Origin of the sequence: Herbaspirillum sp. (assembly GCF_035644555.1) — a bacterium.
In the GTDB taxonomy this organism is placed as follows: Bacteria; Pseudomonadota; Gammaproteobacteria; order Burkholderiales; family Burkholderiaceae_D; genus Herbaspirillum.
Genome location: NZ_DASQOH010000079.1, coordinates 1 through 14,398 on the forward strand (window position 1 = coordinate 1; position 14,398 = coordinate 14,398).

The following is a 14,398-nucleotide window of genomic DNA, read 5'->3' on the forward strand; positions in this document are numbered from 1 at the left end:
TCTGCAGCGCAATGTGGCCGACATCCGCGCCCAGATCAACAACAAGCGCAACAAATACTTCCAGGAAGCCCTGGTGGACATGACCAAGGTGCAAGAAGACCTGAATACCCAGCGTGAACAACTGGAAGACCGCACCCAGGTAAGCGACCAGCTGCCGTCACTGGTGGAAGCGCTCAGCGTGGCCATGGTCACGCCGTCGCTGCGCTTGACGACCACCTGGGCGCCCTTCTCCGCCACGCCGCTCAGCACGAAGCTGCTGGCCGTGGTGATGCTGGCACCGGTGCCGGTGGTGCCGGCCGGATTGTTCAGGCGGATGACCGGCGCCAGCGCTACGGTATCCAGCGTGAACTCGACGGCATCGCTCTTGACGCCGTCGTTGCCGGCGGCATCGGTCTGGCGCACCACCACCTTCTTGTCGCCGTCGCCGCTGAGCTTGACACTGGTGCCGCTGCCGCTGGTCCAGGTGGTGCCGTTGTCGGTGCTGTATTGCCAGGTCGCATCGGCATCCAGTCCGGTGATGTTGAGGGTGCCGTCGCTGGTGATGGCATCCTTGGGGTCGCCGGTGTTGGTGGCCAGCCCGACACCGAGCTTGCCCGGCGCCGTGGTATCGAGCCTGAAACCGACAGGGTCGCTGGCCGGACCGATATTGCCGGCCGCATCCACCTGGCGCAGCAGCGCGCTCTTGGCACCGTCGCTCGCGCCGCCGCCATCGATGGCGCCCTTGAGCTTGACGTTGCTGCCGCTGCCGTTGGTCCAGGTGCTGCCATTGTCGGTGCTGTACTGCCAGGTGACCGGGCGTTCCGGGAGGGTGGCGTCGAGAGTGAAGCGGAATTCGTTGCTGTTGGCACCCAGGTTGCCGGCCACATCGCTCTGGCACGCCCTTGAGCTTGAAGGCGGTACCGCTGCCGGTGGTTCAGGTGGTGCCGCTGTCGCTGCTGAACTGCCAGGTGGCGCCGGCTTCCAGTCCGCTGACGTTGAAGCTGCCGTCATTGGTGATGTTATCGCCCGGGTCGCGAAGCGGGCGTGGGCGGCGTCTTTGCCGGCCAGCCGGAAAACGTGCCGACCTGGAATGCCCTGAACCAGTCGGCGGCGCAGGTCCTGACCGACCGCCATCAGAATGGCGGCAACAGCGCCTCTGAACAGCCCCTGGCCGGGGTGGCGATGGTCAATGCCAACGCCGCCAGCGACACCCCCTGGAGCTACACTGCCGAGCAGACCGACGTGGCCGGCAACGTCAGCCCCAAGGGCAAGCTCAGCGTACTGGTCGATACCACGCCGCCGCCACTGCTGGACATGGATATCGCCACCGAGGGCATGCAGGCCGCCAGCACGCGGCTGGGCCTGGCCAGCGAACTGCGCCTGGGCGTGGCCTTCGCGCCCAGCGTGGCGCCGCCGACCAAGACCACGGCTTCGGCCATCGACGTCGTCTTCAGCGGAGCCGGGCTGGACCTGAGCAACGATCGCTTGCTGCTGGATGCCCTGGTGGCGCTGGATGCCAACCTGGTACCGGTCAGCGGCAAGACCGTGGGTGGCGTGGCCGACATCAGCTATGTCTATACCACCGCCACCCGGACCCTGAGCATCAACAAGACCCGCGGCGGCACTTTCACGGCGGCCGAAGTCGAGGCCATCGTCGAAAGCATCAAGCTGCAGAACCTGTCCCCCTCGGTCGGTACGCGCATCATCACCATTTCCCTGCGTGATGATGCCGGACTGGTCGGCCCCAGCATGCAGGCCACGCTCAGCGTGAGCAGCGACGGCCTCATGCTGGACCTGGACCCGGCCACCGCCGGGTTGCAGACCAGCTCCACGCAATATGTGACCGACCTGGCCCGGATGGCTGCCGGCGTCCCCTTCGATACGGCCGTGGGTGTGCCGACGTCCACCCAGATCAGCGCCATCCGGGTGACCCTGGGCGGAGCCGGGTTCATTCCCGGCAACGACCGCTTGCTGCTCGATACGACGTTGAACCTGGATCGCAACCAGGCCGCCGCCGACGGCAAGACCGTGGGCGGCGTCAGCGGCCTGAACTACGGCTATGACAGCGCCAGCCGTACGCTTACCGTGCGCAAGACCAGCGGTGCAGTGCTGACCGGGGCCGAGGTGCAGGCCATCGTCCAGGCCATCAAGCTGGCCGGGGCGGAACTGCAGGATGGAACGCGCACCGCCAGGTTCAGCCTGGTCGGCAGCAGCGGAGAGGTGGCTGCGGCGTCCACGGCCAGCCTGGTGGTGGATACCCAGCCGCCGACCCTGGATACCGACCCCGGCCGCAACGGCGTCCAGAGGATCTCGCGCAAGCTGTTCAGCGCGGCCGAAATCGTCGCCGGCGATGGCCTCTTCGCAGGAGACTTTGCGCTCTGGCCCGCCTCCGGCATCAGCACCATCGCAGTCAGGATGAGCGGGGCGCAGCTGGATCTGGCCAGAGACAAGCTGGTGCTGGACGCTCCCATTGCATTGAACACCGGCCTGGCCACCACGGACGGCAAGATCGTCGGTGGCGTCGGCGGACTGAGCTATGGCTATGACAGTGGCAATCAGACGCTGACCATCAGAAAGAGCTCGGGCGCGATCCTCAACGATCTGGAGGCGCGCGCCATCCTCAAGGCCGTGCAGTTGCAGAACAGTACCCCCACCGGTGGCGATCGCATCGCTACCGTCACCCTCAGCGACAAGGCGGGCAACTCCAGCGCCACTTCGCTGAGCATGGGGGTGGACCTGACGGTGCCCGCGGCGATCGGCGCTGTCCTGGTGCCCTCGGTGCAGACCAGTTACCGCACGTTCGCGGTACCCGATATCCTGGGTGCCACCAACCGGCACAATCTGTCGCCGGGCGAATCGGCCGACCTCACCGGGCTGCTGAACTTCGGTATGGACGCAAGGGCCTTCCTTCCCACCATCCGGGCCATTTCCATGGACTGGGGAGGCAGCAACATCACGGGCGACGCCAATACCACCTCCAGTAGCCTGCGCAGCGTCGTCTCGTTCGCCGGCATCAATTCGGGCGACATCTTCCTCATGGGGAGTCAGGGCGGCAGTGGTGTGCGCAGCGGCAACTTCTCGTTGAGCATCCCCAGTCCCGGCAAGTTGTCGCTCAATGCCTCGGGCACCTTCACGACGCCGGGCGCCGACCTGTTCGAAAACAAGCCGCGTGGGCCGTCCGCCAGCTTCGACGTCGGCAACATCCAGTTCCTCTATCAGGTGACGACGAACAATCCCAGCTCGATGCCGACCATCAACATCAGCTACGACGGCAGGCAGGCCAGCACCGGCGACATGCTGGCTCTCTACGAGGGCAGCAAGCTGCTGGGCAGCCGTATCCTCACGGACGGCGATGTCGGACGCGCCAATGTGACGCTGGGTGTGACGGTCGAGGCCAGCCTGGCGGCCGGCGACCACGTCATCACGCCCAAGTTCATCGACATGGCCGGCAATACGGTGAATGCGCGCGATATCACGTTCACCTCGGTGCCCGGCACCGTCCTGCCCACGCTGAGCAATCTGCGGGTCAGCGGAGAATCGGGGGTGGCCCAGGCCCTCAATGATTCACCCACGCAGTACGCCGTGATCACCGAACTGCCGACCAACGCCAACGGCCTGCCGCCGCCGGAGCAGAACCTGACCTTCAGCGGCACCGTCGGCAAGGCCGGCAGCGGTGACAACTATGCGATCACCGTCGTCATGGGCAACCGCATCATGGCCTTCGGTCAGTTCGCGGCGGGCGATTTCTCGCTCAGCGCACCGGCCAACATCCTCGCCCCCGGCCTGTACCGCGATGTGGCCATTGCGGCCACCAACATCACCGATGGGATCAACAATGGCCAGATCACGCGCACCAAGGATCAGTTGCTGGGCTGGTACTGGCTGCCGCAGAACCTGCAGAACATCAATGGTGGTGCCGGTGACGATGTGATTCCGCTGGGCGTCACGGCCGGTGGCGTCGATACCATCATCCAGACCGGCGCCGGCAAGGACACGCTGGTGGTGGGCGCCTACGGCAATCCCAACACGTCCAGGCTGGCCGCCACCGTCACCGACTTCTTCCTGGGACAGGAAAAGGTATCCATCTTCGGACAGACGGTGACCCGCGCCAACCTCGACAGCTACGTCACGGCCTCGTCCTTCAAGGGGACCTCGACCAAGCTGGTGATCGACCTCGATGGTGCCGGCCCGGGGACCACCACCTATAGCCTGTATCTGCAGAACCTGCCCTACCACCCCAACAACGTACCGACCATTTTCGGAGTGTGAACCTGATGCAGCATCGATGACATGCAAGCGCAGCGGGCCGCCGTCACAGGCGGCCTGCTGCGACAACCAGTCCCACGGACCTGTCGCAGGGCGGTCCGGTGAATTTCAATCAAGACTTAGGAGAATAAAATGGCAGCCAATTCCGCTGATTCGGATGAGCAAAACTTCTGGCCCGGCTACGTCGACTCGATGGTCAATATGGTGATGTACCTGCTCTTGCTCATCGCCATCCTGGCCATGGCGGTGATGTACTTCTCGATGAAGGCGCGCGACGAGGCCTATGAGAGCAAGACCGCCAAGATCGAAGCGCAGGGCCAGGCCTCTGAGAAGGCGCATGCGGGCGACAAGGAAGAAAAGCCGGTGGTGCCCAGCGCCGACGAGCTGCATGCCCAGATCGAACGTTTGCGGCAGACGCTCAACGAAAACGAGATCCGCTACAAGGCCGATGTCGCCGAGCTGAAGGAAAAGCTGCGCGAGAGCGACCTGCGCTTCAAGGCGTCCGGCCTGGCCAAGGTGGAGAAGCCCAACCAGAAGGAACGCGGCAACAATCTGAAGTCCACTCCGGAAGCCAACCTGGCCCAGGAGGGCGAATCCGACCGCGTGCTCGACGCCAGCGGCACGGCCGGCAACCTGACCAAGGGCGTGGAAGCGCTGGCGCTGCGTCCCAGCGTGCTGATCGTGCGTTTCCGTCCTGGCACGGTGGACCTCAATGCGCCCGAAGCCAAGCGCATGACCGATACCTTCATCAGCCATTTCGACTGGACTGCCCATCCCGACCAGAACTTCATGATCACCTCCACCGCAGTGGAAGGCCTGTCGGAGTCCAACCGCATGGCCTTCTATCGCGTGGTCGCCGTGCGTAACCACCTGCTGTCCATCGGCGTGCCGGCGGCACGCATCCGGCAGCGCATCGAACCGGTCCCGGCAGCGCGCCAGAGCGGCACCGAAGCCCTGGAAATCCGTATTCAGAAGACCGAATGAGGATGCGCGATGTCAGATGCAGCAAGCACCATCGAAGAAGCCCTGGTGGGCAAGACCACTTATACGATCGACGTGGGCCAGGCCGGGACGGCCCTGCGCAAGATTCCTATCGAAACCATCAAGGACGTGCGCAGTCTGGGCATCGATCTGCTGCTGGTGCTGCGTAGCGGTGGTCAGATCCTGTTGCGGGAGGGGGCGCTGGATGCCCTGGTGAACCCCAACCGCAGGCTGGAATTCAGCGATGGCGTGCTGACCCTGCAGCAGATTTTCATGCAGAGCGAGCAGTTCGATTTCTTCAACTCGGGCTCCTGCGCCGACTGCCACCTGCACATTGCCGACGCCTACGTCAGGCTTGCGCCTGACTGGGGACATGCGTCGGCCTACCCCTTCGGAGGATGATGGGATGAAACCAGAGATCGACAATGTTCCCGCCAGGCCGGCTGCCGGCGCCAAGGAAGCCATCGGCGAGCGGCTCAAGGCGATCCGCCTGACCAGCGGCCTGAACCAGCGCGACTTCGCGGCCCGCCTGGGTACCTCGGGCGCCTACATCAGTTGCGTGGAACTGGGTAACAGCATGCCGGGCGGGCGCTTCCTGCGTACCCTGCATCGCGAGTTCGACGTCAACATCAACTGGCTGCTGAGCGGCAGGGAGGAAGAATTGCCGCCGCGTCATGGCTTCCACGTCAAGGCCCTCATCCGGGATTATGTCCGCGCAACAGAACGCGGCAAATCGCTGGTGATGATGGTGGCCAGCTTCCTGGTCGCCAGGGGCGGCTGAAGACGGCGCCCAGGGTCATGCCGGGCTGCCGTGGCAGGCCGGCAAGGGATACGGGAGCCCGCACGGGCTCACCGGTACAGAGGAGAGGATATGTTCAGCGAAGAAATCGGCGGCCGGATCAAGGAAATACGGCTCGCCAACGGCCTGAGCCAGCGCGAGCTGGGACAGCGCCTGCACACCTCCACCGGGCACATCAGCTGGCTGGAAGCCGGCAAGGCCATGCCCGGCGGCGAATTGCTCCTGCAGTTGCACCGCGAACTGGCGGTCGACCTCAACTGGCTGCTGACCGGCAGCGAGCCCGAGGTGTTGCCGCAGGAGAGTGACCAGGACGTCCGCCTGCTGGTGGATCACTATTGCCGTTCCGACGTGCAGGGGCGGGAAATCATCCGCATCCTGGCCGGCTACGCCGGACGCGACGGCTGACGCCTATCGCCGCCCGCGCCGGCGACCTCAGGAGTTCAGCGGTCCCGCCGTGGCGGCAGGCGCTGCCGCCATTGCTGCTGCGGCCGCCGCACGCACCCGCACATCGCGGTCGAGCCGCCAGACCAGCAGCGAAGCCAGCAGGGTGCTGCCCACGATCACGAAACCGACCACATCGAAGTGCTGCAATTGCCCGTTCGGCCCGAGCGTGACGATGTGACCGGCCACCACCGAGGCCAGCCCGCCCGAGAGTTGCTGGATGGACGCGCTCACCGCATTGAAGGAGCCCCGCTGCTGCGGCGACGGCACCGAGGACACCAGCGCCTGGAACGGAATCATGCGGGAAAAGATGCCGAGGAACAGCACGGCATTGATCAGCACGATCATGGGCACCGTCACCGGCCCCAGGTGGGTGTAGATCAGCACCATGATGATGGACAGCACCGCGCCGAAGCAGAACACGCGGAACTTGCCGACCTTGTCGGCGGCGCGTCCGATCAGCGGGCCGAAGGCAATGGTGCACAGCCCGGTGACCAGGTAGACCGTGGGCAGGTGGTGCAGGTCGATGCCCAGATTGCCGACCAGGTAGGCGCTGCTGAAGGGCATGAGCATGAAGCCGCCGGTCATCAGCAGGGCCGTGGTGGCGAAGGCGGTCAGGTAGCGCGGTTCGGCCACGGTGTGATACAGGTGCATCCAGGCGCTGTGTTCCTGCCTGAGCCTGAGGTGACCATCGACCGGCTGCATCCTGATCGCCACCACCAGCCCGCCGACTGCGCCCAGCGCCGCCATGGCGAGGAAAGGCACATGCCAGTTCCAGGTATTGGACAGGTACAGCCCGATCGGGATGCCCAGTACCTGGCTGGCAGCGAACGAGGTCTGGATCACGCCCATGACCCGTCCCCGCAGATGGGGCGCGAACAGGTCGGTGGCGATGGCCAGCGTGATGGAACCGATCACGCCGCCGAACAGGCCGGTGACGATGCGCGCCATCAGCAGGCTCTCGAAGCTTTGCGCCAGGCCGCACCATACGGTGCCCATCACGAAGCCGCTGTAGAAGAACAGCAGCAGGCGCTTGCGGTCGAAGCGGTCGGCAAAGCCGGCTGTGAGCAGGCCCGAGGCCCCGGCGCTGAAGGCATAGGCCGAGACCACCAGGCCGAACTGCTGGGGCGAGATGTGCATGTCCGGCATGATCATCGCACCCAGCGGCGACATCAGCATGAAGTCGAGGATGACGGCGAACTGCAGGAAGGCCAGCAGACCGGTCACGGTCTTCTGGTAGCGGGTGAACCCTGCAACGGGTGGTGCAGGGGGCAGAGCAGGGCGGTTGGCTTGAGGCTGACTCAAAGGGGACTCCTTGGCGTATCGGTAGGGCAGCGTATGCCGTGTCTTCGCATCCTGGCCGGCAAGCATGGCCGGACGCTGTGTCGTCGCTGACGGATGACCGCGCGCGATATTGTGCCCGCCACGCCAGGACCGGGGCCAATGGTCGGCGTACGGTCCGCTGGGAGACGGGCTTGCAAGAGTAGGCGCAAGCGGCGACTTAGGCAAGCGTGGCCAGGCCTTGACGGCAAGGTCCGCATAATTGGTCAGCCTTTCTTCACAATTCCTGTTGCAAATGTGAAGCTAAAAAAGCGGCGAGGCCCATCCCGCGGGCCTCGCCGTGCTGTCGTGCTCGACATTCCGGTCAACGCCGGCTCAGGGTCCCTTCAGCCCCTGGTGGCAGTGTTTCAGCAACGCCCGCCCCTGCCGGCAAGGGCGGATTTCCGCTGCCTCATTGTTTGAGCAGGCTGCACTTCGATTCGGCCACCGTGGTGAAGGCCTGCTCGCCGGGGATGGTCTCCAGCAGCTTCAGGTAATCCCAGGGCTTCTTCGATTCGGCCGGCGATTTCACCTGGTACAGGTACATGTCGTGGATATTGCGGCCATCGGCGCGGATATAGCCCTTGTTGTAGAAGTCATCGATGCGGGTCTTCTTCAACTGCGCCATCACCTTGGTCGAGTCATCGGTGCCAATCGCTTCCACCGCCTTCAGGTAGGTCATGGTGGCCGAATAGGCCGCGGCCTGATGGGTACTGGGCATCTTCTTCATCTTCTGGAAGAAGCGCTCGGAGAACTTGCGCGAGGGCTCGTCCTTGTCCCAGTACCAGCTGTCGGTCATCATCAGCCCTTCCGCATTGGCCAGGCCCAGGGCGTGGATGTCGTTGATCACCATCAGCAGGCCCACCAGCTTCATGGTCTTGGTCACGCCGAACTCCTTGGCGGCCTTGATCGAATTGACGGTGTCCTCCCCGGCATTGGCCAGTCCCAGGATCTGCGCCTTGGAGGCCTGGGCCTGCAGCAGGAAGGACGACAGGTCCGAGGATTGCGGCGGATGCTTGATCGAGCCCACTACCGTGCCGCCACTGGCCTTGACCACGGCACTGGTATCGTTGGCCAGCGAATGGCCGAAGGCATAGTCGGCCACCAGGAAGAACCAGGACTTGCCGCCCTGCTTGATCACTGCGCTGGCGGTCCCCTTGGCCAGGGCCACGGTGTCGTATTCGTAGTGGACGGTATAGGGCGTGCATTCCTCGTTGGTCAGGCGCGCGGTGCCAGCACCGATGTTGATGTAGACCCGTTTCTTCTCGGCCATCACCTTGTTCATGGACAGCGCCGTGGCCGAGTTCACGCCGCCGATCAGCATGTCCAGCCCGCGCTCATCGGCCCATTCGCGGGCCCGGGTGGCGGCGATGTCGGCCTTGTTCTGGTGGTCCGCCGAGATCACCTCGATGGGTTTGCCCAGCACCTTGCCGCCGTAGTCGGCCACTGCCATGCGGATCGCCTCCAGGCCGCCCAGGCCATCGGTATCGGCGTAGGGACCGGACATGTCGGTGATGAAACCGATGCGTACCGCATCGTTGGATATCTGGGCCCCAGCCGGGCTGCTCAGGCCGAAGGCGCCGATGACGGCGCAGGTCGCTGCCAGCAGGCGCAGCTTGGTTGATTTGCTCATGCTCTTGTCTCCTCGTTTTTATCGGCCGCCTGATGGCGGCTCGTGGTCACTGCAGTTCAGTTCAGCCCTGGCGGCGTTGCGCCAGCAGCTGGCGGGCATAGTCCACCCGTACGTCATGGCTGGCGACCATCTGCTGCACCAGCCAGTCCATTTCCGCCGCTTCGGCACCGGCCGCCAGTGCGATGTTACGGGCATGCAGCGCCATGTGGCCGCGTTGTATGCCTTCGGTGGCCAGGGCGCGCAGGGCCGCCATGTTCTGCGCCAGGCCCACGGCCACCGCGACTTCGGCCAGTTCCTGGGCGCTTTGCACGCGCAGGATCTTCAGCGCCGCCCGCGCCGCCGGATGGGTCTTGGTGGCCCCCCCCACCAGGCCTACCGGCATGGGGATTTCCAGCGTACCCACCAGGTCGCCGTCGGCAGCGATTTCCCAATGGGTCAGCGAAGTGTAGCGTCCATGGCGGCAGGCATAGGCATGGGCGCCGGCTTCCACCGCCCGCCAGTCGTTGCCGGTGGCCACGATCACCGGGTCGATGCCGTTCATGATGCCCTTGTTGTGGGTGGCCGCCCGGTAAGGATCGACGGCGGCGAATTCATAGGCATCGACGATGCCGTTGATGACTTCCTCGCCGCTGTACTGCTCGGTCGCCAGCACCTTGGCCGAGACCTTCACCCGCGCCCGCGCCAGGCGCAGGTCGGCCAGGTTGGAGAGGATGCGCAGCCGCACCCGGCCACCGGTGATCTGCTCGATATGCCCGGCCACCGCCTCGGCCATGGTATTGACCGTATTGGCGCCCATGGCGTCGCGCACATCCACGATCAGGTGGGTTACCACCATGGCGCCGCGCCGGGTATCCGGGAAGACATGCACCTCGATGTCGCGGCAACCGCCCCCCAGCTGGTTGAGCAACTGGTCGCGGCTGTTGGCGATGTCGATGATGGCCTGGCGTTCCTTGAGGATGGCCAGCCGCGCTCCGTGCGGGTCACTCACGCCGATCAGCTGGATCTGCGCCCGCATCAGCGGCGTGCTGCTGGAGGTCTGGAAGCCGCCGCAGGCGCGCACCAGCTTGGCCATGAAGGAGGCGGCGGCCACCACCGAGGGTTCTTCCACCGCCATCGGCACCAGCACGTCGCGGCCGTTCAGCTGGAAGTAGCCGGCCACGCCCAGCGGCAGCTGGAAGGTGCCGACCACGTTTTCGATCATGCCGTTGGCGGTCGCCAGCGGCAGGCCGCCGGGCTGGCCCAGCAGGGCTTGCTCAGCGTCGTCCAGCTGCGCCAGCCGGCTCACCTCGGCCAGCCGCTCTGCGGGAGAAAGGGAACGGAAGCCGGGCAGGCGGGAATCCGGGGCCGCACCCGGGAGGGCGTCATTGTGCATGCGTTTGTCTCACTGGTTGTCGTTGGTATCGTCGGCCCGGGCAGCCTTGCCTTCCCCGGGCAGCGCAGGCAGGATAGCAAGTCTGTACCATTGATGATGGGTACAGTTGGCCCCAACAGCAGATGAACTGTACCCAGGACAATCCCTTTGCATTGCAGCAAGCCTGCGCAGATTTCTTCACCCCGGACCCGCGATGGGCCCACCCGGAGATAGACCCGATGGCCGCAGCACCCACGCTTACCAACACCCTGGTGCAACTGATCCGGCGCCAGATCGCCGAGGGCGTACACCCGCCCGGCAGCCGGCTGCCCTCCATTCGTGAGATGGCGCTCCGGCATGGCTGCGCCAAGAACACCATCGTCAATGTCTTCGACGAGCTGACCGCGCAAGGCGTGGTGGAACCACGGCGCGGCGCCGGTTTCTTCGTCTGCGTGGCGCCCCCGCGCCCCAAGGAAGAGGAAGAGGGCAGCCTGAGCCGCGCCATGGACGTGGTCTGGCTCATGCGCGAGCAGTTGAAGCACGACCCCGGCCATCTGCGCCTGGGCGATGGCTTCCCCCCTGTGGAGTGGCTGCACGACGTGCGTCTGGACAAGTTCCACCAGAAGGTGGTGCGCACCGGCATGGGCGCACTGTTCGGCTACGGCAGCCGCTTCGGCTACCTGCCGCTGCGCCAGCATCTGGTGCAGAAGCTGGCGCAGCACGGCATCGAGGCCGGCACCGCTCAGATCGTCCTGACCCACGGCGCCAACCAGGCGCTGGATATCGTGATCCGCAACTTCATCCGCCCCGGCGACCGGGTGCTGGTGGACGAGCCGGGCTACTACATGCTGTATGGCAAGCTCAAGCTGTCGGGCGCGCGCATCGTCGGCATCCCGCGCCTGGCCGACGGCCCCGACCTGGAGGCGCTGGAGCGCGAGCTCAAGCAGCCCGGCAAGCCGCCCCTGTTCTTCACGCAGTCGCTGGCACACAATCCCACCGCCTCGGACACCTCGCCCCACAAGGCGCACAAGATCCTGCAACTGGCCGACCGCTACGATGCCCTCATCGTCGAGAATGACGCTTTCGCCGACTTCAAACCGGCCACCGCTGCCCGCATCGCCACCCTGGACCAGCTGCGCCGTACGCTCTATATCGGCAGCTTTTCCAAGTCGGTCTCGGCGGCCCTGCGGGTCGGCTTCATCGCCTGCCACCGCGACCTGGCCAGCGACCTGGCCGACATCAAGATGCTGGTGCACATGAGCAGTTCAGAATATTGCGAGCGGACCCTGGACGTGATCCTCTCCGACGGCCATTTCAGCCGGCACACCGCGCGCCTGCGCGATCGCCTGACCCAGGCCACCGAAGCCGCCTGCCATCAGTTGCAGCAACTGGGAGCACAACTGTTCTGCGCGCCGCAGCAATCCATGTACTTGTGGGCCAGATTCCCGGCTTTCCCCGATGCCAAGCTGTTGGCACAGGGTTTGATGGCGCGTCACATCGTGTTGGCCCCGGGCAGCATTTTCCATGTCGATCCCGAACAGACCGTGCCCTGGTCACGCTTCAATGTGGGGCTGCTGTCCGATCCGCGCTTCGGGCCGGCCATGGCCGCTTTGCTGGAGCGCGCCGGCGCTATTCCCGGCGGCTGAGGCGATCCTGGCGATCCTGGGCCCCACGTGGGAAGTGAGGCCGCATTGTCCGCTTGTTCGGCGTTTTGCTCGCTTGTCCCGCCCGATCCCCCGTGCCATAGTGCAAGGCAGCGGCAGTGGGGCTGTCGTGGTCAAAAAAATAATGAAAGCAAGCTAACGAAAATCGGGCGCCTCTCCGGCGGCCCGCACGGGACGGATCTCACATGAACATCTTAGGCAATATGAATATTGGCAAACGCCTCACGCTCGGCTTTGCCGTCATCCTGGCTTTTTCCGTGGTGGTAGCGGGAATGAGTCTGTGGCGACTGGAACAGGTCTCGGCCGCCACCCGCGAGATGATGAATGATCCGCTCAAGACCGAACGTCTGATGGGTGACTGGTACACCAACCTGAGCGCCGGCATCCGCCGCACGCTGGCCATCGCCAAGAGCAGCGACCCCTCGCTGGGGCCTTATTTCGCGGCCGAGGCGGCTGAATCGACCCGCAGTTCCACCGAATACCAGAAGGGAGTGGAGAAGCTGCTGGTGACCCCGCAAGAAAAGGAACTGTTCCAGAAGATCGGCGAGCAACGCAAGATCTACCTGTCCTCGCGCGACCAGATCGTCAAGCTCAAGGCCGAGGGCAAGTTGGACGAGGCCATGCAGCTGCTGGACAAGACCTTCGTGCCGGCTGCGGCCCGTTACCAGCAGCTGATGCGCGAGATGGTGGACGTGCAGCGCAAGGACATCGATGAAACCGCCAAGGAGATCGACGTCATCGCCGCCCAGAGCCGGGTGCTGATTCTGGTACTGGAAGGCCTCATCCTGCTGCTGGGCATCGTCCTGGCGCGTTATCTGACGCTGGGCATCACCAAGCCGCTGCAGACGGCGGTGACGGTATCGCGCAAGGTCGCCGAGGGCGATCTCTCGGCCCAGGTGCAGGTCAACACCCGCGACGAAACCGGGCAGCTGCTGCAATCGCTGCGGGACATGAACGACAGTCTGCGTGGCATCGTCTCCAATGTGCGCACCGGTACCGATACCATCAGCACCGCCTCCTCCGAAATCGCCGCTGGTAACCTCGACCTGTCCTCGCGCACCGAGCAGCAGGCCAGCTCGCTGGAAGAAACCGCCTCGGCCATGGAAGAACTGATTTCCACCGTGCGCCAGAATGCCGACAACGCCCGCCAGGCCAGCCAGTTGGCCCATTCCGCCTCGGCCGTGGCCGAGCAGGGCGGCGGCGTGGTCAACCAGGTGGTCGACACCATGGGTGCCATCAACGCCTCTTCGCGCAAGATCGTGGAAATCATCAGCGTCATCGACGGCATCGCCTTCCAGACCAACATCCTGGCCTTGAACGCCGCCGTGGAAGCCGCCCGTGCCGGCGAGCAGGGGCGGGGCTTTGCCGTGGTGGCCTCGGAAGTGCGTTCCCTGGCCCAGCGCTCGGCCTCGGCCGCCAAGGAAATCAAGGAACTGATCAATGATTCGGTGGAAAAGGTCGACGACGGCAGCCGCCTGGTCGAGCAGGCCGGCAACACCATGCAGGAAGTCGTCAGCAGCGTACGCCGCGTGACCGACATCGTGGCCGAGATCAGCGCCGCCAGCGCCGAGCAGACCAACGGCATCGAACAGATCAACCTGGCCATCACCCAGATGGACCAGGTCACCCAGCAGAATGCCGCGCTGGTGGAAGAAGCGGCCGCCGCTGCCGCCTCGATGCAGAACCAGGCCGGCCAGCTGATGCAGATGGTCAGCGTATTCCGGCTCAACGAGGGCGAAGCCGTGGCCCGGCGCGAGATCGATGTGACCCCGGCCGGGCCCACGCTGGCGCGCTGAACCGCATTGTGCGACGGTCCCTGACGGGGCCGTTGCTTGCAGATGTGGTCCGGAGGAACAACAAAGTTGACGCCTCATAGATGGGCCCTTCTCTCACGAAGAAAAATAAGCCCATAAAAAAGGTAGCAGGGGATCAACACAAATAGCCCGATCACCAATCTGTCGATC

11 protein-coding genes are annotated in these 14,398 nt (G+C 64.8%); 7 read left to right on the forward strand and 4 right to left on the reverse strand.

The window, feature by feature from the left end; translation table 11 throughout:
* A partial coding sequence (locus VE092_RS22060) for a hypothetical protein (RefSeq protein WP_324880049.1) occupies positions 1 to 864 on the reverse strand: 864 nt, incomplete at its 3' end.
* 159 nt (positions 865 to 1,023) lie between these two features.
* Between VE092_RS22060 and VE092_RS22065 the strand changes: the two genes are divergently transcribed.
* The 5 genes from VE092_RS22065 (at position 1,024) to VE092_RS22085 (ending at position 6,430) form a co-directional block, all read left to right on the forward strand.
* The gene (locus VE092_RS22065; protein WP_324880050.1) at positions 1,024 to 4,248 is read left to right on the forward strand and encodes a hypothetical protein; all 3,225 of its coding nucleotides are present in this window, start codon (positions 1,024 to 1,026) and stop codon (positions 4,246 to 4,248) included.
* 129 nt (positions 4,249 to 4,377) lie between these two features.
* Positions 4,378 to 5,229: a vesicle formation protein gene (locus tag VE092_RS22070; protein ID WP_324880051.1), complete on the forward strand. Its 852-nt coding sequence runs from the start codon at positions 4,378 to 4,380 to the stop codon at positions 5,227 to 5,229.
* A gap of 9 nt (positions 5,230 to 5,238) precedes the next feature.
* Positions 5,239 to 5,628, forward strand: coding sequence for a hypothetical protein (locus tag VE092_RS22075; protein WP_324880052.1), 390 nt, complete (start codon positions 5,239 to 5,241; stop codon positions 5,626 to 5,628).
* 4 nt (positions 5,629 to 5,632) lie between these two features.
* Positions 5,633 to 6,007, forward strand: coding sequence for a helix-turn-helix transcriptional regulator (locus VE092_RS22080; protein ID WP_324880053.1), 375 nt, complete (start codon positions 5,633 to 5,635; stop codon positions 6,005 to 6,007).
* Between the two features lie 90 nt (positions 6,008 to 6,097).
* Complete coding sequence (locus tag VE092_RS22085) at positions 6,098 to 6,430, forward strand: helix-turn-helix transcriptional regulator (protein WP_324880054.1); 333 nt, start codon at positions 6,098 to 6,100, stop codon at positions 6,428 to 6,430.
* Between the two features lie 27 nt (positions 6,431 to 6,457).
* Here VE092_RS22085 and VE092_RS22090 read toward each other — a convergent pair whose 3' ends face one another.
* From VE092_RS22090 to VE092_RS22100, 3 genes are all read right to left on the reverse strand, one after another.
* Positions 6,458 to 7,771 carry an MFS transporter gene (locus tag VE092_RS22090; RefSeq protein ID WP_324880055.1) on the reverse strand — a complete coding sequence of 438 codons (1,314 nt, stop codon included), beginning with the start codon at positions 7,769 to 7,771 and terminating at the stop codon, positions 6,458 to 6,460.
* 427 nt (positions 7,772 to 8,198) lie between these two features.
* Positions 8,199 to 9,419: an ABC transporter substrate-binding protein gene (locus VE092_RS22095; protein ID WP_324880056.1), complete on the reverse strand. Its 1,221-nt coding sequence runs from the start codon at positions 9,417 to 9,419 to the stop codon at positions 8,199 to 8,201.
* A gap of 61 nt (positions 9,420 to 9,480) precedes the next feature.
* Entirely contained in the window at positions 9,481 to 10,791 is a 1,311-nt protein-coding gene (locus VE092_RS22100; protein WP_324880057.1) for a hydroxymethylglutaryl-CoA reductase, degradative, read from the reverse strand.
* 218 nt (positions 10,792 to 11,009) lie between these two features.
* On the opposite strand from VE092_RS22100, the gene VE092_RS22105 reads away from it, so the two are divergent.
* Positions 11,010 to 12,416 (forward strand): PLP-dependent aminotransferase family protein, encoded by a 1,407-nt coding sequence (locus tag VE092_RS22105; protein WP_324880058.1) that lies wholly within the window; start codon positions 11,010 to 11,012, stop codon positions 12,414 to 12,416.
* Between the two features lie 203 nt (positions 12,417 to 12,619).
* Complete coding sequence (locus tag VE092_RS22110; protein WP_324880059.1) at positions 12,620 to 14,230, forward strand: methyl-accepting chemotaxis protein; 1,611 nt, start codon at positions 12,620 to 12,622, stop codon at positions 14,228 to 14,230.
* Positions 14,231 to 14,398: the final 168 nt, after the last annotated feature.

Bases quoted from the DNA above. Each gene is read 5' to 3' on its own strand.
- VE092_RS22070 (WP_324880051.1), top strand. From the start codon at position 4,378: ATGGCAGCCAATTCCGCTGATTCGGATGAGCAAAACTTCTGGCCCGGC.
- VE092_RS22075 (WP_324880052.1), top strand. From the start codon at position 5,239: ATGTCAGATGCAGCAAGCACCATCGAAGAAGCCCTGGTGGGCAAGACC.
- VE092_RS22080 (WP_324880053.1), top strand. From the start codon at position 5,633: ATGAAACCAGAGATCGACAATGTTCCCGCCAGGCCGGCTGCCGGCGCC.
- VE092_RS22085 (WP_324880054.1), top strand. From the start codon at position 6,098: ATGTTCAGCGAAGAAATCGGCGGCCGGATCAAGGAAATACGGCTCGCC.
- VE092_RS22095 (WP_324880056.1), bottom strand. From the start codon at position 9,419: ATGAGCAAATCAACCAAGCTGCGCCTGCTGGCAGCGACCTGCGCCGTC.
- VE092_RS22100 (WP_324880057.1), bottom strand. From the start codon at position 10,791: ATGCACAATGACGCCCTCCCGGGTGCGGCCCCGGATTCCCGCCTGCCC.
- VE092_RS22105 (WP_324880058.1), top strand. From the start codon at position 11,010: ATGGCCGCAGCACCCACGCTTACCAACACCCTGGTGCAACTGATCCGG.
- VE092_RS22110 (WP_324880059.1), top strand. From the start codon at position 12,620: ATGAACATCTTAGGCAATATGAATATTGGCAAACGCCTCACGCTCGGC.